This is a genomic window from Streptomyces sp. NPDC042336 (assembly GCF_055581985.1).
The window spans coordinates 252085-268216 of the sequence record NZ_JBVJEA010000005.1 but is presented as its reverse complement, the minus strand read 5'-3'; the positions used below and the strand labels follow the sequence as shown (position 1 = coordinate 268216).

General features: G+C 72.9%; 12 protein-coding genes. 5 read left to right on the top strand and 7 right to left on the bottom strand.

Annotated features, from left to right (window positions below; translation table 11 throughout):
* Positions 1–91: 91 nt before the first annotated feature.
* The 3 genes from afsR to ACZ6IM_RS14055 all read right to left on the bottom strand — a co-directional run bounded on the left by afsR (position 92) and on the right by ACZ6IM_RS14055 (position 5178).
* Positions 92–3058: an SARP-family global regulator AfsR gene (gene afsR, locus ACZ6IM_RS14065; RefSeq protein WP_469556681.1), complete on the bottom strand. Its 2967-nt coding sequence runs from the start codon at positions 3056–3058 to the stop codon at positions 92–94.
* A gap of 102 nt (positions 3059–3160) precedes the next feature.
* Positions 3161–3571, bottom strand: coding sequence for a nitroreductase family deazaflavin-dependent oxidoreductase (locus tag ACZ6IM_RS14060; protein ID WP_052839218.1), 411 nt, complete (start codon positions 3569–3571; stop codon positions 3161–3163).
* Positions 3572–3639: 68 nt separating this feature from the next.
* Positions 3640–5178 (bottom strand): CehA/McbA family metallohydrolase, encoded by a 1539-nt coding sequence (locus ACZ6IM_RS14055; RefSeq protein WP_052839219.1) that lies wholly within the window; start codon positions 5176–5178, stop codon positions 3640–3642.
* A gap of 185 nt (positions 5179–5363) precedes the next feature.
* On the opposite strand from ACZ6IM_RS14055, the gene ACZ6IM_RS14050 reads away from it, so the two are divergent.
* Positions 5364–7967 carry a bifunctional FO biosynthesis protein CofGH gene (locus tag ACZ6IM_RS14050; protein ID WP_052839220.1) on the top strand — a complete coding sequence of 868 codons (2604 nt, stop codon included), beginning with the start codon at positions 5364–5366 and terminating at the stop codon, positions 7965–7967.
* Positions 7968–8082: 115 nt separating this feature from the next.
* Positions 8083–8646 (top strand): hypothetical protein, encoded by a 564-nt coding sequence (locus ACZ6IM_RS14045; protein WP_469556678.1) that lies wholly within the window; start codon positions 8083–8085, stop codon positions 8644–8646.
* Here ACZ6IM_RS14045 and ACZ6IM_RS14040 read toward each other — a convergent pair.
* Both ACZ6IM_RS14040 and ACZ6IM_RS14035 read right to left on the bottom strand, forming a co-directional pair.
* Positions 8630–9139, bottom strand: coding sequence for a DUF2165 domain-containing protein (locus ACZ6IM_RS14040; RefSeq protein WP_052839222.1), 510 nt, complete (start codon positions 9137–9139; stop codon positions 8630–8632). The two genes, ACZ6IM_RS14045 and ACZ6IM_RS14040, sit on opposite strands and share 17 nt — an antisense overlap.
* 90 nt (positions 9140–9229) lie before the next feature.
* The gene (locus ACZ6IM_RS14035; protein WP_469556675.1) at positions 9230–9592 is read right to left on the bottom strand and encodes a DoxX family protein; all 363 of its coding nucleotides are present in this window, start codon (positions 9590–9592) and stop codon (positions 9230–9232) included.
* 84 nt (positions 9593–9676) lie between these two features.
* On the opposite strand from ACZ6IM_RS14035, the gene ACZ6IM_RS14030 reads away from it, so the two are divergent.
* From ACZ6IM_RS14030 to ACZ6IM_RS14020, 3 genes are all read left to right on the top strand, one after another.
* Positions 9677–10573 carry a LysR family transcriptional regulator gene (locus tag ACZ6IM_RS14030; protein WP_052839224.1) on the top strand — a complete coding sequence of 299 codons (897 nt, stop codon included), beginning with the start codon at positions 9677–9679 and terminating at the stop codon, positions 10571–10573.
* Positions 10574–10695: 122 nt separating this feature from the next.
* Positions 10696–11811, top strand: coding sequence for an ADP-ribosylglycohydrolase family protein (locus ACZ6IM_RS14025; RefSeq protein ID WP_052839225.1), 1116 nt, complete (start codon positions 10696–10698; stop codon positions 11809–11811).
* A gap of 70 nt (positions 11812–11881) precedes the next feature.
* Positions 11882–12292 carry a VOC family protein gene (locus ACZ6IM_RS14020; RefSeq protein ID WP_052839226.1) on the top strand — a complete coding sequence of 137 codons (411 nt, stop codon included), beginning with the start codon at positions 11882–11884 and terminating at the stop codon, positions 12290–12292.
* Between the two features lie 57 nt (positions 12293–12349).
* Here ACZ6IM_RS14020 and ACZ6IM_RS14015 read toward each other — a convergent pair whose 3' ends face one another.
* Together ACZ6IM_RS14015 and ACZ6IM_RS14010 are read right to left on the bottom strand one after the other, a co-directional pair.
* Positions 12350–13936: a sodium:solute symporter family protein gene (locus ACZ6IM_RS14015; RefSeq protein WP_052839227.1), complete on the bottom strand. Its 1587-nt coding sequence runs from the start codon at positions 13934–13936 to the stop codon at positions 12350–12352.
* 225 nt (positions 13937–14161) lie between these two features.
* Positions 14162–16036, bottom strand: coding sequence for an MFS transporter (locus ACZ6IM_RS14010; RefSeq protein WP_052839228.1), 1875 nt, complete (start codon positions 16034–16036; stop codon positions 14162–14164).
* Positions 16037–16132: the final 96 nt, after the last annotated feature.

Genomic DNA, 16132 nt, shown 5'->3' with positions numbered 1-16132 from the left:
GTCACCCGTCTGCCCCCCGACGCGACGGTGTGACAGGGACGAGAGTGCCCGAGGCCGATAAACGAACGCTGAACGCCCGCCGTCGCCGGCGTCAGGCCGCTGTCGCGGGCTCCAGCAGGGCTCGTACGGCGGCCGCTTCGGGAGCGCCGTTCGCCTCGTAGAGGGGAAGCGCCTCACGCCAGCAGGCCCTGCCCCGGTCGACCTGTCCGAGATCGCTCAATGCCTGCCCGAGGAGTTTCAGGACATGGCCGCGCGTCTGGTCACCGCCGATGCACCCCAGGGCCAGGGCCTGTTCGGCGTGCTGCGCGGCCGGGCCGGGGCGCCGCGCCGCCAGATGGGTCTCGGCGATCCTGAAGTGGGTGGTCCCCGCCCACAGCCGTTGCCGGTGGTCGAGGAAGATGGTCAGGGCCCGGGAGAACTGCGCCAGGCCGTCCATGTGCCGGCCGGCCGTGGTCAGGGCCACACCCAGGGCGTAGTGCCCGTTGGCCAGGCGCATGGTGCTGCCGACCCGGACGTGGACGGCGAGGCCGTTCTCCGCGAACTCGACGGCCTTGGCGGTGTTGCCCATCCCCATGTAGGCACGCGAGAGGTTGCACAGGGCGGTCGCCTCGCACAAGCCGTTCCCGGCAGCCCGGAAGCCCTCGATGGCACGGTCGAAGAACATCTTGCCGTCGGAGTAACGGTGCCGGTGGAGAGCGATGAGGCCGCAGTCCTGCGCGGCCCAGCTCGCGGCGGTGGGGTCCGCGGAGGCGGTCGCGCGCTCCATGGCGAGGGCCGCCTCCTCGGCGGCCGGCCGGATGCGGCCCGACACCAGCAGGAAGCCGGTGAGGGCGATACGCGCTCTGCCCTCGGCCCGGGTGTCCCCCACCGCCTGCGTGGCTTCACGCATCGCCAGGGCCGTCACCTCGTACTGACGGGAGTTGGCGCCCGACTCCGCCAGGTCCCGGGCGGCCCACAGGAGGTCGACGGCCCGGCGCAGCCGCGCGGTGCCGGCGGCCTGGCGCACGCAGGCCAGCAGGGACGACGACTCGGTGTACAGCCAGTCCAGTGCCGCGGGTCCGTCGGTGAAGCGCAGGCCGGGGTACCGCGTCGACTCCAGGTCCTCCACCAGCCGGTCCCCCGGCCGCTCGATCGCGTAGACCCCCGCGGCCGTGGCCAGGTAGAAGTCCAGCAGCCGCGACAGCGCCGCCTCCCGCTCGCTGGGCGGGTTCTCGTCTCGTTCCGCGCACGCACGCGCGTAGAGGCGGACCAGGTCGTGGAAGCGGTAGCGGCCCGGGGCCGCCGATTCGAGCAGGGACGTGTCGACCAGGGACTCCAGGAGGTCCTCAGCGTCCTCCACCGGGAGGTCCAGGACGGCCGCCGCCGCCGCGAGGGAGATGTCCGGGCCGTCGGCCAGGCCCAGCAGGCGGAAGGCGCGGGCCTGGGCCGGTTCCAGCTGCCCGTAGCCCAGTTCGAAGGTGGCCTCGACCGCCTGGTCGCCGGACTGCAGTTCGTCCAGCCGGCGTCGCTCGTCCGCCAGCTTCGCGGCCAGGACCGAGACGGTCCACGTGCGGCGGGCGGCCAGCCGGGACGCGGCGATGCGGATCGCCAGCGGCAGGAACCCGCACGCGCCGACGACGTCCAGCGCCGCCTCCCGCTCCGAGGCGACCCGCTCCTCGCCCACGATCTTCGTGAAGAGGGCCAGCGCCTCCTCGGGCGACATCACGTCCAGGTCGACCAGGTGCGCCCCGGCGAGGTCCACCATCCGCACCCGTGCCGTCACCAGCGCCGCGCAGCCGTCCGTGCCGGGCAGCAGCGGCCGTACCTGGGCGGCGTCGCGGGCGTTGTCCAGCAGGACGAGGACACGGCGGCCGTCCAGGACGGAGCGGTAGAGGGCGGCGCGCTCCTCCAGGGAGTCCGGGATGGCCGAGTCGGCCGTGCCCAGGGCCCGCAGGAAAGCGCCCAGCACCGCCTCCGGCTCCGCGGGCCGCGCGCCCGCGCCCTGGAGGTCGACGTACAGCTGCCCGTCCGGGAAGGCGGCCCGCGCCTGGTGGGCGACGTGCACCGCGAGGGTCGTCTTGCCGACACCGCCGATGCCGGCCAGCGCCGAGACCGCCATCACGCGGCCCGACTCGCCGGACGCCGCGGACAGTACGTCGCTCAGCTCACGGACGAAGGCCGCCCGCCCGGTGAAGTCGGACACCGTCGCCGGGAGCTGCGCCGGCCGGACCGTCGCCGGCGCGGTCTCCGCGGCCGGTGCCGAGGGCTCGGCCAGCCCCGGGTCGGCCCGGAGGATGCGCTGCTGGAGTTCCTGGAGGCCGGGGCGCGGGTCGACGCCCAGCTCGTCGGCGAGCAGGCGGCGCGTGTCCGCGTAGACGGCGAGCGCCTCCGCCTGGCGGCCGCTGCGGTACAGGGCCAGCATCAGCAGCTCGCGCAGGCGTTCACGCAAGGGGTGGGCCGCGGTGAGCGCCGTCAGTTCCGAGACCGCCTCGGCGTGACAGCCCTGCTCCAGGTCCATGTCGAGCCGGGTCTCCAGGAGTTGGAGCCGCCACTCCTCCAGCCGGACGCGCTGCGTCTCGGCGTAGGGGCCGGGCACGCCGGCCAGTACCTCGCCGTCCCACAGGGCCAGCGCGCGGCGCAGCAGGTCACGGGCGTGGCAGAGGTCCCCGGCGGTCCTGGCCTTCTCGGCCCCGGCGGCAAGGTCCTGGGCCGCGGCCAGGTCCGACGCCCCCTCGGCCAGGCCCCGCACGGCGTACCCGCCGGACTCGCTGACCAGCACGCCGGGGTCGAGGACCTTCCGCAGCCGGGACGCGTAGGTCCGTACCGCCGCCAGCGCCTGCGACGGCGGTTCCTCGCCCCACAGGGCGTCGATCAGCTCGGCCGCCGTGGCCGTACGGCCCTCGCGCAGCAACAGGGCGGCCAGCAGCGCGCGCTGCTGGGGGGAGCCGGTGGCCAGCGCCTCCCCGCCCCGCCAGGCGCGCACCGGCCCGAGCACACCGAAGCGCAGCGCACCCGATTCCTCCCCGTCCGCCGGGAATCCGGGACGCCGCTGCTCCGGAACCCGCGGTCCACCGTCCATGCCGTCCCCCTAGACATCCTGAGCAACCACGTCAGTTTGCCTTGTTCATGCCGACCACGTCAGCCGTGGGAGACGCCGATCACAGGTTCTTCATCAGCTTCGCTACCCCTGCCCCTCCAGCTCCACCCGTACCGTCAGATGCCCCGTCGTGACGCCCATCGCCCGTACCGCCATGCTGTTGAAGCGGGGGAGGCGGCGCAGGCGGGCCAGCGGGTCGTCGTCGGGCAGGAGGTGGGCCGTCCCCGGGTACCAGCGGCCCCGGATGCGCACCCGTACCCGCGGGTCGGCCTTGATGTTGCGGATGTACTGCGAGCGCTCGCCGAACTCCGAGACCAGCCAGAACGAGCCGCCCTCCCGGCGGCCGCCCACCGGTGTGCGGCGGGGGAGACCGGAGGCGCGGCCGGTGGTCTCCAGGAGGGTCTGGCCGGGCAGCCGGCGCACGACGGCGTTCAGCCGGCGCTGGAAGGCCGTGACGGTCCGGTACTTCCGCTCGGGGTTCGGCGGTTTCGGCATCGTGGGTCCCCGCTCCGTCTCGCTCGGGGGCTCCGCGGTCGGTGACGGAGCCCGGTGGCCCCTGGAGACTAACTCCCCAGGAAGACCGGGTTGGTGAACGCCGCCAGCGCGCCCGGCAGCGGGCCCGCCGCCGCCTCGTGCCGCACCTCCGCCCGTACGTACGCGGCGTACGAGGCGGTCGTGCGCCACTCCACCGTGCCCGCGCCGGACACCGGCAGCGGATCGCTGGTGAACAGCACGCCCTGGTCCGTGACGAAGCGCACCGTGCAGCGCGGGGCGCCCGTCACCTCCAGGCGGACGGTGACCGGGGTGTCGGCGGCCACGCGCAGCCGCTCGCCGATCCCGGCGTGCTCGCCCCGGCCGCCGGACGCGGTGAAGGACAGCGACACCTTCGACGACTCGGCCACGTACGACCGGCCCGCCCGGATGCCCTCCTGGATCGCCTCGCGGGTCAGGTCGTCGGCCAGGACGACGGTCTGCGGGCGGCCGATCACGTCGGGGGAGCGGTGGGAGTCGCTGCTGCCCATCGCCGGGATCCAGCCCCGGCCGCCCCCGCGGCCGTCGCGCCCCTCGCGCACGGAGGCGACCAGCATGCCGTCCCAGTCGGCGAGCGCCACCTCGTCGTCGGGCGTGTAGGCGCCGTTCCACACCTCGACCGCGTCGGCCTCCCCGAACCCGAACTTCCAGTTGCAGCCGATGCAGGTGGCGTGCGGGTGGGCCGGCACGACCAGGCCCCCGGCGCGGCGGATCTGCCGGGCGAAGCGGCCGAAGCGGTTGTCGCGGGCCCGGTAGCGCCAGTCGACGAAGGTGCCGGGGTCGGTGCCGAGGGCGACGACGTGGCCGTTGCGGGTCGTCACCTCCTCGCCCAGCAGGATCAGCAGGTCGTCCCCGGCGAGGTGGGCCCAGTGCGGGTGCGCCGAGTGCGTGTTGTGCTCGGAGGAGTTGATGAAGTCCAGGCCCGCCGACCGCGCCAGCTGCGCGATCTCGGCGAGGGTGTAGCGGCCGTCGGAGTACTCGGAGTGCAGGTGGCAGTCGCCCCGGTACCAGGCCCGGCCCCGCCCCTTGGCCCGCTCGGGAGGGTACACCGGCCGCGGGGTCAGGTCCTGCTCGCCGTAGGTCAGCGTGACCGTGATCTCGTAGGACAGCCCCTGCGGGGCCACCGTGTACGGGCCGAGCGCGATGTGCCAGGTGCCCGCACGCACCGGCCCCGGGAGGTAGCCCGGGGTGGCGGCGTCCGCGCGGACGAAGAACTCCGTGCGCGCCCCGCCCGACCAGCCGCGGAAGCCCCGGCCGCCCAGCTCGGTGCCGCGCTCGTCGAAGAGGCCGATGTCCAGCGCGTTGCCCGGGGTGCCGGCCGGGACGGTGGGGCGGTCGTAGGTGTAGGCGACGTGGATCTCGCGCACGCCCCGGGGGACTTCCACCGGGACGTACACGAAGTCGGGGGAGCCGGGTGGGAGGGTGCCGCGCACCGTTGTCCCGCGCCGTTCCCGGGGTGCCGCCGAGGCGAAGCTCACGCTTCCCAACGTAAGCGCGGCGGCGGCTCCCGTCGCGAACACCGCGCGTCTGCCGATCCCGGCAGGGTCCTGCCCGTGGTCGTCCTCGCACATGCTGCTGCTCCCAGTGTCGTCAGTGACATGACATCGGTGGTGCAGGGGGTGGTGCGTGCAACCCTCGTATTGAGCCGTGAACTCCCGGACAAGGAAAGGGGTTCGGCGCATTGAGGACCGGGAACCGGGCGGTGGGCGGCCGGACGGGACACCCGGTGTGATCACGCCGCTCGTATGCTCGAAGGATGACGACTTCCGCGAGCTCCGGAACCGGACCCGCCGACCCCACCGGCCCCACCGAGAACTCCATGCGTCGCGCCCTCAAACGCGCCCGGGACGGCGTCGCCCTCGACGCCGCCGAGGCCGCCGTGCTGCTCCAGGCGCGCGGCGAGCACCTCGACGCCCTCACCGCGTCCGCCGCCCGGGTCAGGGACGCGGGCCTGGAGGCCGCCGGGCGGCCCGGCGTCATCACGTACTCGAAGAGCGTCTTCGTCCCGCTGACCCGGCTGTGCCGGGACAAGTGCCACTACTGCACCTTCGTCACCGTCCCCGGCAAGCTGCGCCGCGCCGGCCACGGGATGTTCATGTCGCCGGACGAGGTGCTCGACATCGCGCGCAAGGGCGCCGCCCTCGGCTGCAAGGAAGCCCTCATCACCCTCGGCGACAAGCCCGAGGACCGCTGGCCCGAGGCCAGGGAGTGGCTGGACGCCCACGGGTACGACGACACGATCGCCTACGTCCGCGCGATCTCGATCCGCATCCTGGAGGAGACGGGCCTGCTCCCGCACCTCAACCCCGGCGTCATGACCTGGACGGACTTCCAGCGGCTCAAACCCGTCGCGCCGTCCATGGGCATGATGCTGGAGACCACCGCGACCCGCCTGTGGTCCGAGCCCGGCGGCCCGCACCACGGCTCGCCCGACAAGGAGCCCGCCGTACGGCTGCGCGTCCTGGAGGACGCCGGGCGCTCCTCGGTGCCCTTCACCTCCGGCATCCTCATCGGCATCGGCGAGACGTACGAGGAGCGGGCCGAGTCCCTCTTCGCGCTGCGCCGCGTCGCCCGCTCCTACCACGGCATCCAGGAACTGATCATCCAGAACTTCCGCGCCAAGCCCGACACCGCGATGCGCGGCATGCCGGACGCGGAGCTGGACGAACTGGTCGCCACCGTGGCCGTCGCCCGGCACATCATGGGCCCGTCCGCCTGCCTCCAGGCCCCGCCGAACCTGGTGGACGCGGAGTACGAGCGGCTGATCGGCGCCGGCATCGACGACTGGGGCGGCGTCTCCCCGCTCACCATCGACCACGTCAACCCCGAGCGCCCCTGGCCGCAGATCGACGAACTCGCCGCCAAGTCCCGGGCGGCCGGGTTCGAGCTGAGGGAACGTCTGTGCGTGTACCCGGAGTTCGTCCAGCGCGGCGAACCCTGGCTCGACCCCCGGCTGCGCCCGCACGTGGCGGCGCTCGCCGATCCGGAGACGGGCCTGGCGCGCGAGGCCGCGGTGGTCGAGGGACACGCCTGGCAGGAGCCGGACGAGGCGTTCACCGCCACCGGCCGCACCGACCTGCACGCCACCATCGACACCGAGGGCCGTACGTCGGACCGCCGCGACGACTTCGACGAGGTGTACGGCGACTGGGGCGCCCTGCGCGAGGCCGCGGCCCCCGGCATGGCGCCCGAGCGCATCGACACCGACGTACGTGCCGCGCTGGCCACGGCGGCCGACGACCCCACGCGGCTGACGGACGACGAGGCCCTCGCCCTGCTGCACGCCGACGGTCCGGCGCTGGACGCCCTGTGCTCCGTCGCGGACGACGTCCGCAAGAGCGTCGTCGGCGACGACGTGACGTACATCGTCACCCGCAACATCAACTTCACCAACGTCTGCTACACCGGCTGCCGCTTCTGCGCCTTCGCCCAGCGCCGCACCGACGCCGACGCCTACACGCTCTCCCTGGACCAGGTCGCCGACCGCGCGCAGCAGGCGTGGGAGGTGGGTGCGGTGGAGGTCTGCATGCAGGGCGGCATCCACCCCGACCTGCCCGGCACCGCGTACTTCGACATCGCGCGGGCGGTGAAGGAACGCGTCCCCGGCATGCACGTGCACGCCTTCTCGCCGATGGAGGTCGTCAACGGCGCGACCCGCACCGGGATGTCGGTCCGCGAGTGGCTGACCGCGGCCAAGGAGGCGGGCCTGGACTCCGTTCCGGGCACGGCGGCGGAGATCCTCGACGACGAGGTCCGCTGGATCCTGACCAAGGGCAAGCTGCCGACGGCCACCTGGATCGAGGTGATCGAGACCGCCCACGAACTGGGCATCCGCTCCTCGTCCACGATGATGTACGGCCACGTCGACCAGCCCCGCCACTGGCTGGGCCACCTGCGCACGCTCGCCGGGATCCAGCAGCGCACCGGCGGCTTCACGGAGTTCGTGACGCTCCCCTTCATCCACACCAACGCCCCGGTGTACCTCGCGGGCATCGCACGGCCCGGCCCCACCCTCCGGGACAACCGCGCGGTGACGGCGATGGCCCGCCTCCTCCTGCACCCGCACATCCCCAACATCCAGACGAGCTGGGTGAAGCTGGGCACGGAGGGCGCGGCGGAGATGCTCCGCTCCGGCGCCAACGACCTCGGCGGCACCCTCATGGAGGAGACGATCTCGCGCATGGCGGGCTCCTCCTACGGGTCGTACAAGTCGGTCAGGGACCTGATCGCGGTCGCCGACGCCGCGGGCCGCCCGGCGAAGCCGCGCACCACCCTCTACGGCCCGGTCCCCGAGGAGCGGCAGCGCGCGGCGCGGGACTCCGACGGGCACCTGCCGGAGCTGCTGCCGGTGCTGGACTGAGCCGTCGCGGGCGTCGGCGGGCACGGGCGCGCGCTTCGGGAGTGCGGCGGGCGCGCAGTACGATGATCGGGCCCCCGGTGTGTCGGGGTTCTCGTAGCTGAGGAGATGCGTGCCCGTGCCTGCCCGACTTCCCTCATGGGCGTGGGTCTCCGGTCTGACCGTGGGCGCGATCGCGGCGGTGACCGTCCTGGCCGTGCAGGCGGACCAGGGGCCCCACCCCACCGCCGTGGCGACGAAGCCGAAGCCGTCGGCGTCCGCGGACGCGCACCCCGCGCCGAAGGAGACCGCCCCGGCCCCGGTACCGGAGGGTTCCGGCTCCGGGCGGCGGGTCGTCTACTCGGTCGGTCAGGACCGGGTGTGGCTGGTCGACGCCAGCGACGCCACCCGGCGGTCGTTCAAGGTGTGGCCGGGCACGGTCGACCCCGACCCCGGCAAGTACAGCGTCGGCACCCGCCGCCAGGAACCGACGACGGGCTCCGACGGGGTCCGGATCGAGCAGATCATGTACTTCACCCAGGAGGACGGCGTCTGGGTCGCCTTCTCCAACGCCGTGGACGGGTCCTCCCCGCCGCCGCCCGCCGGCGGTGCCAGGACGGGCGGCATACGGCTGACCGAGGCGGACGGCGACGCGCTCTGGGAGTTCGGCACGTCCGGCACCACGGTCACCGTGGTCGCGTAGTCTCCGCCTCGCCGGACGGCAGGTGCGCCACGATCAGCACCACGCCGCTGAACAGGAGCACCCGGGTCGCCGCGTCCAGCCCGTTCCAGTCCTCCGACTGCCACATCGCGAACCACTCCCCGCCGATCGCGAGGAACCCGGCGCCGAAGAGCAGCATCAGCATGAGCGTGCCGTACGTGGTGAAGCGCCGCGCGGGAGCGTGCTGCCGGCGTATCCAGAGCCAGGTCGCCCAGATCAGGACGAGCGCCGCCGCGGTCTCCCACACGATGATCGCCACATAGGCGGTGTCCTGGAGCCCCTTGCTCGTGATCGCCCGCCACATCAGGTCGTCGTCCTTGAACGTCGTGTCCATCGCGAGGACGTGACGCACGTACTGCTGGTTGTTGTCGAAGTCCGTGATGTTCCCGAGGGCCACGAGGGCGATGTAGAGGGCGAGGACCGCGGTGAGCACGGTGGAGGCGAGTAAAAGGGTGCTGCGGGGGATGTTGGTCATGGCAGCACTATTCCCAAGCCCGGGACGGGGCGAGCAGGCAGGGCCCGGGAACGTGATCACTTCGCAGCGTACGGGCCCTCCGGTGCGGGCTCACGCCGTTCCGCTCACCCCGGCCACCAGGGCGAGCGCGGCCGCGTGCAGAGCCAGGTACCCGGCGGGGAAGGCGATGTTGTGGAAGACCCGGGCGCGGACGTGCGCGGCGACCGCGCCGACGAAGAAGAGGACGAGACCGGCCGCGGCGGCGATGCCGAGGGGCCGGACGCCCAGGAGACCGACGAGGAGCCCGGCGGCTCCGGCGGCCTTGAGCGCCGCGAGCCCCGGCAGCCACGACTCGGGGACCGCCACCTCGGCCGAGTTGGCGAGGACGGACCTGGCCCGCACCAGGTCCGCGACGGCGATCCCGACGTCGGCGACGATCGCGGCGACGGTGACGACCACATAGGCGGTGAACACGGGAACCCCTTTCAGCGGCAACCTGCGTCCAGCCTCACCGCCGCCCGCCGCGACGTCCAATACCTGCGTCTATAACCTGGTGGAATGGATGTCGACACCCGATTGCTGCGGTACTTCGCGGCCGTGGCGGAGGAAGGCAGCCTGACCCGGGCCGCCCAGCGGCTGTACGTGTCCCAGCCCGCGCTGACCAAGCAGATCCGGCAGCTGGAGGCCGTGGTGGGCACGGAGCTGTTCACCCGCTCGCGGAACGGCATGACGCTCACCGGGCCGGGCCGGGCGCTGGCGGAACGGGTCCCCGCCCTGCTGGCCGGGTGGGAGGCGGCGCTGCGGGAGACGAGAGCCGTGGCGAGCCGGGGGGCCCGCGTCCTGCGGGTCGGCTTCCTCGCCAGCGCCGCCAACGAGGCGACGCAGCCGATCGTCTCGGAGTTCTCCCGGCGCCGGCCGGGCTGGCGGGCCGAGATGCGGCAGGCCGCCTGGTCGAATCCGTCCGCCGGGCTCGCCGACTCGGACGTCGACGTCGCCCTGGTGCGGCTGCCGTTCCCCGGCCAGGAGGCGCTGCGGGTGGTGGAGCTGTTCAGTGAGCCACGCTGCGTGGCACTCGCCGGGACACACCCCCTGGCCGCACGCGAGACGATCGACATCCGCGAACTGCGGGACGAGCCCTTGGTGGCCGCCCCGGCCGAGACGGGCCCCTGGCGTGCGTACTGGCTGGCCGCCGACGAGCGCGGGGGCCACCCCGTACGCATCGGCGCCGTCACCGAGCAGCCGGACGACTGGCTCACCGCGATCGCCAACGGCTACGGCATCGCCCTCGCGCCCGAGTCGGCGGCCCGCTTCTACACCCGGCCCGGCGTCGTCTACCGCCCCGTCACCGGGGTCGCTCCCAGCCGGGTCGGGGTCGCCTGGGCCCCCGCCGACGACGCCGACCCCGTCGTCCAGGACTTCGTCCGCTGCTGCCGCGAGGTCTGCGCCGGTACGTGAACGTTTCCACACGGTTCCGGCCCTGACCGACCACTTCCGTTCGCATACAGTGCTGGACGTCGTACGTACGGGCGGCCGTACGCACGGGCAGTGGCGTGGACGGTGCCGAGGGGAGGTCCAGGGTGGGCGGGACAGCCGGCGCCGTCTGGGGACGTGCCGAACAGCAGGACTTCCGCAGCCGGGTGCGCGGGACGCTGCTCGGTGTGGCCCTCGGGGACGCCCTGGGCGCGCCCGTCGCCGGCCTCGGCCTCGACGCGATCCGGGAGGAGCACGGCGCGGAGGGACTGTCCGACCTGGCCCCCGCCTACGGCCGGCGCGGTGCCGTCACCCACCTCACCCAGCTCACCCTGTTCTCCGTGGACGGGCTGATCCGCGCCCAGGTCCGGCGGGACACCGGCGCCTGGCACCCGCCGACCGACCTGCACCGGGCCTACCGGCGCTGGGCCGCCACCCAGCGCGACTGGGGGCCCGACCTGCGGCGCAAGGACGACGGCTGGCTGGCCCACGAGGAGTGGCTGTACGTCCGCCGGGACGCGCCGCGCGCGCTGCTGCTCGGCCTCGGCGACGAGACGATGGGCACCCCCGAGTCGCCCAAGAACCCCGGTGAGCGCGGGCCCGAGGCCGCCGCCCGCTCGGCGCCCTTCGGGCTCCTGGTCGGCTGGGAGCCGCAGCTGGTCGCCCAGCTCGCGGTGGAGTGCGCGGCGCAGACCCACGGCCACCCCACCGGCTGTCTGGCGGCGGGCGCGTACGCCGTGATCGTGCACGGGCTGGCACGCGGCGAGAGCCTGGACGCCGCCGTGCAGCGGGCCCTGGCGCTGCTCGTCGCCCGGCCCGGGCACGAGCCCGTGACCAACGCCCTGCAACACGCGCTGGGCGCGGTACGGCAGGGACTGCCCAGCCCGGTCCGGGTGACCGAGCTGATCGGCCCGGGGACGGCGGAGGGCATAGTCGCCGCCGCCGTGTACTGCGCCCTGGTCGGCGAGGACGTACGGCACGGGCTGCGGCTCGCCGTCAACCACGACGGCCCCTCGGCGGTGTCCGGCGCCCTGACCGGCGGCCTGCTCGGCGCCCTGCACGGCGAGACGGCCCTGCCCCCGGCCTGGCTGGCCGAACTGGAGGGCCGCCCGACCGTGCTGGAACTGGCCGACGACTTCGCCATGGAGATGACCCAGGGCCCCGCCCTGCACGGCCCGGCCGGCTCGTCCCCCGGGTGGCTGGCGCGGTATCCGCGGGCGTAGCGGCCAGGTCGGGCGCAGCGGTCAGGTTTCGAGAAGCGGTGGCCCGGGGGCCGCGGCTAGCGTGGCAGCCATGGACATCAGCATTCACACCACCGTCCTCCCGCACGACGACCCGGAGGCGTCCCTGGCCTTCTACCGGGACGTCCTCGGCTTCGAGGTCCGCCAGGACGTCGGGAACGGCAAGATGCGCTGGATCACGGTCGGCCCGGCCGGCCAGCCGGACGTCTCGCTGCTCCTGTCGCCCCCCGCCGTGGACCCCGGCATCACCGACACCGAGCGCCGCACCATCGCCGAGATGATGGCCAAGGGCACCTACGGGTGGATCCTCCTGGCCACCGAGGACCTCGACGGCACCTTCGAGAAGGTGCGCTCCGGGAACGCCGAGATCGTCCAGGAGCCGACCGAGCAGCCGTACGGCATCCGCGACTGCGCCTTCCGGGACCCGGCGGGCAACCAGATCCGCATCCAGGAGCTGCGCTGATCCCGACCGGTGCCCCCCCGTGCGGGCACCGGTCGCTCACGCCCGGCCGGACGGCGCCTAGTCGCCCACCTGGCTCCGTCCCACCGGCTTCACCGCCTCGTCGTCCTTCTGCGCCGGGATCGCGGCCGCCGCGCCGGAGGCGTCGCCGTCCCCGTCCGTGTTGACGCGCTCGATGATCGCCAGCCGCTCCGGGGTGTCCTCCGGCTTCAGGTAGCCGACCAGGACGTACAGGATCAGCGAGACCGCCAGCGGGACGGAGACCTGGTACTCCAGGGGCACCCCGCCGTCCACGTTCCAGTTGATCGGGTAGTTGACCAGCCAGAACGCGATCAGGCCCAGACCCCAGCTGGTGAGCGCCGCCGTCGGGCCCGAGCGGCGGAAGGCCCGCAGCAGACCGAGCATCATCGGGATCGCGATCGGGCCCATCAGCCCGGCGACCCACTTGATCACGACGGTGATGATGTCCTTGAACGTCGGCGAGTCGACCTGCGTCGCCACCGCCATCGACAGACCGAGGAAGATCACCGTGGTCAGCCGGGCGGCCAGCAGTCCGGACCGCCGGCCCCAGCCGCGCGCCCGCTTCGACAGCACCGGCGCCACGTCACGGGTGAACACGGCCGCGATGGCGTTCGCGTCCGAGGAGCACATGGCCATGGTGTGCGAGAAGAAGCCGACGATGACCAGTCCGAGCAGCCCGTGCGGCAGCAGTTGCTCGGTCATCAGGGCGTAGGAGTCGGAACCGTCCGGCTTCTGCGACTCCACCAGCAGCGGTGACATCCACATCGGGAAGAACAGCACCAACGGCCAGACCAGCCACAGCACCGCCGACAGCCGCGCGGAGCGCGTGGCCTCGCGGGCGTTGGCCGTGGCCATGTAGCGCTGGGCCTGGTTGAGCATGCCGCCGTTGTACTCGAAGAGCTTGATGAAGAGGAAGGCCAGCAGGAACACCGTCCCGTACGGGCCGACCAGCGGTTTCCCGTGGCCCTGGAGGGCGGGCTCGTCCCAGACGCCGAAGAAGCCGCCGTGGTCGCCGAGCTTCATGACGACGGCCACGAACATCGCGACACCGGCCAGCAGCTGGATGATGAACTGCCCCAGCTCCGTCAGCGCGTCCGCCCACAGACCGCCGATCGTGCAGTAGATGCCCGTGATGACGCCGGTGATGAGGATGCCCTGGTTGAGCGAGATGCCGGTGAAGACCGACAGCAGCGTGGCGATGGCCGCCCACTTCGCGGCCACGTCCACGATCTTCAGCAGCATGCCGGACCAGGCCAGCGCCTGCTGGGTGGGCAGGTTGTACCGGTTCTTGAGGTACTCGAGCGGCGAGGCCACGTGCAGCCGTGAGCGCAGCCGGTTGATGCGCGGCGCGAACAGCTTGGAGCCGATCGCGATGCCGAGCGCGATGGGGAAGGACCACGTCACGAAGGACGTGACGCCGTAGGTGTAGGCGATGCCGGCGTAGCCGGTGAACATCACCGCGCTGTAGCCCGACATGTGGTGCGAGATGCCGGACAGCCACCACGGCATCTTGCCGCCGGCCGTGAAGAAGTCGCTGACGTCGTCGACACGTTTGTGCGACCAGACACCGATCGCCACCATGACGGCGAAGTAGCCGATGAGCACGGACCAGTCGAGACCGTTCATGTGCCCCCTTCCGGGGTCCGCCTTGTGAACTCCGCTCAGCTGGTTGGCACTTCGCACGAGCGGGGTAGGGGCGTGGCAGGCCGCGAAGTGCCCGCTCATCGTGGGTGCGACGACGCGGGCACGACAAGGAAGCGGAAGGTCAAGAGGAAGTAAAAAGGTTCGGCTTACTGACCTGCGTTCACCTACATGAACGTCGGCGGGGGTGGGCGGCGGCCGCCCGGTCCGCTACTTCAGCTCGTCCGGGCACGGCGTGCCCCGCTTCAGCCCGTACGGCGCCGACAGCCGGTACGTACCCGCCCGGGGGGCGACGAGCGTCGTCCACACGTCGCCGTCCGCGGTCTCCTCGGTCTCCGTCAGACAGCCGTTGACGTTGTCGTACGTCTTCGGCGTGCCCTCCGGGGCGTCCTTGGAGGCCTCCGTCTCCTGGGGCGGCTCGAGCTTGTTGCCCTCGTCGTCGACGAGGCTCAGCCACGGCGAGTACGGCATCCGGATCAGGATGCGGCCGGGCCGCCGCACGTCGATGACCCACTCGTCCTGCTCGGCCCGCTGGACGACCGCGTCGGGCTCCGCCAGCGGCGTCGGGTCGGTCACCTGGAACAGCTGCCAGTTGGCGTCGCCCCAGACCTGCTTCAGATACGGCAGGCCCCGCTGGAGCAGCTCCCGCTCGCGCTTGCCGCCGTCGCCGTCCGGTTCGTCCTTGGGCAGGACCACGTAGTGCACCGCCCAGCGCTTCAGCCACTCGTGGTAGTTCGCCGAGTTGAGCGTGTCGTCGTAGAAGAGCGGATTGCGCTCCATGTCCGCCTGCCGGGTCCAGCCGCGGGCCAGGTTCACGTACGGAGCGAGCGCCGAGGCCTCCCGGTGGGAGCGGGCCGGTACGGCCTCCACCCGGCCCTGCTCGGCGCCGACCTCCTGCAACTCGTTGACGAGCGGCGCCAGCTCCCGTGCCCAGGAGGCGGCGGGCGTGGTGTGGATGATGTCGTCGGCCGACTTGAAGCCGATCCAGCCCACGAAGCCGACGATCGAGACCACCAGCGCGTACCACTTGCGCGACTTCGGCACCGTGAACGGCAGCGCCGCCACCAGCGCCACCCCCGCGAAGAGCATCGGCAGGCGTGTGATGTTGGAGCCGATCTGCGAGCTGATCAGCCAGACCAGCAGCACGGACAGGCCGTAGACCGCCGACGTGATCCGCACCGTCCTCCAGGTGTCCGGCACGAACCAGTACACCAGGCCCGCGTACAGGATCGGCAGTACCGCCGAGCCGAAGCCCATCGGCTGCGTGCCGGAGAAGGGGAACAGCACGGCCGACAGCGCGACGACCACGCTCGGCGCCACACCCAGCGCCCAGGCCCCCGGGCGGCGCTTCTGGAGGAACAGGGCGACCGCCACCAGGCCCACGAACAGGCCCGAGACCGGCGAGGCCATGGTGGACAGCGCGGCCAGCGGCGCCGCGCACAGCCCCTTGGCCCAGCGCTCGTGCCGCCACCGGTACGGCCAGCAGAACACCGCCGCGACCGCGCCCAGGCCGAACATCATGCCGAGCCCGAACGTCACCCGCCCCGACGCCGCGTTGCCCAGCAGCGCGAACAGGCCCGCCAGCGACGCCCACAGCGGATTGCGGACCACCCGGCTGCGGATCAGGACCATCGTCAGCAGCCCGGCCGACACCGTCCCCGCGATCATCATCGTGGTGCGCACGCCGAGCACCGACATCAGATACGGCGAGATCACGCTGTACGACACCGGATGCATGCCGCCGTACCAGGCGAGGTTGTACGCCGAGGCCGGGTGCCGGCCGACGAACTCGGCCCACGCGTCCTGCGCCGCGAGGTCGCCGCCGCTGTTCGCGAACGTGAAGAACCACGCTATGTGGAGCACCCCGGCCAGGGCGGTCACGGACAGCACCGGGTGGCGCAGCATGCGCTCGCGCAGGGCGAGGAAGGCGGCGTTCACCGCCGACGGCGCCTTCGGCTCGGCCGGCCGGTGCCCGTCGGGACGGGGCTCACCGTCGTCCCTGCGGGGCGCGGGTACGCGTGGTCGCGGGCCGCCTCCCGAACCCGGATCGGTGTCGTCGGCGCGTGTCGGCTCCGCAGTGGCCACCTGAAGGCACTCCCCGTGTCCCGTCTTCTCCTTTGGGCCGTGTCCCGTTCCCGCGACCGGCGACTGCCCCGCTTCGTGACGCTAGCACGCGCCCCC

What these genes read in the sequence shown, in the direction of transcription:
- afsR (WP_469556681.1), bottom strand. Translation starts at nt 3,058, where the DNA reads ATGGACGGTGGACCGCGGGTTCCGGAGCAGCGGCGTCCCGGATTCCCG.
- ACZ6IM_RS14060 (WP_052839218.1), bottom strand. Translation starts at nt 3,571, where the DNA reads ATGCCGAAACCGCCGAACCCCGAGCGGAAGTACCGGACCGTCACGGCC.
- ACZ6IM_RS14055 (WP_052839219.1), bottom strand. Translation starts at nt 5,178, where the DNA reads ATGTGCGAGGACGACCACGGGCAGGACCCTGCCGGGATCGGCAGACGC.
- ACZ6IM_RS14050 (WP_052839220.1), top strand. Translation starts at nt 5,364, where the DNA reads ATGACGACTTCCGCGAGCTCCGGAACCGGACCCGCCGACCCCACCGGC.
- ACZ6IM_RS14040 (WP_052839222.1), bottom strand. Translation starts at nt 9,139, where the DNA reads ATGACCAACATCCCCCGCAGCACCCTTTTACTCGCCTCCACCGTGCTC.
- ACZ6IM_RS14030 (WP_052839224.1), top strand. Translation starts at nt 9,677, where the DNA reads ATGGATGTCGACACCCGATTGCTGCGGTACTTCGCGGCCGTGGCGGAG.
- ACZ6IM_RS14020 (WP_052839226.1), top strand. Translation starts at nt 11,882, where the DNA reads ATGGACATCAGCATTCACACCACCGTCCTCCCGCACGACGACCCGGAG.
- ACZ6IM_RS14015 (WP_052839227.1), bottom strand. Translation starts at nt 13,936, where the DNA reads ATGAACGGTCTCGACTGGTCCGTGCTCATCGGCTACTTCGCCGTCATG.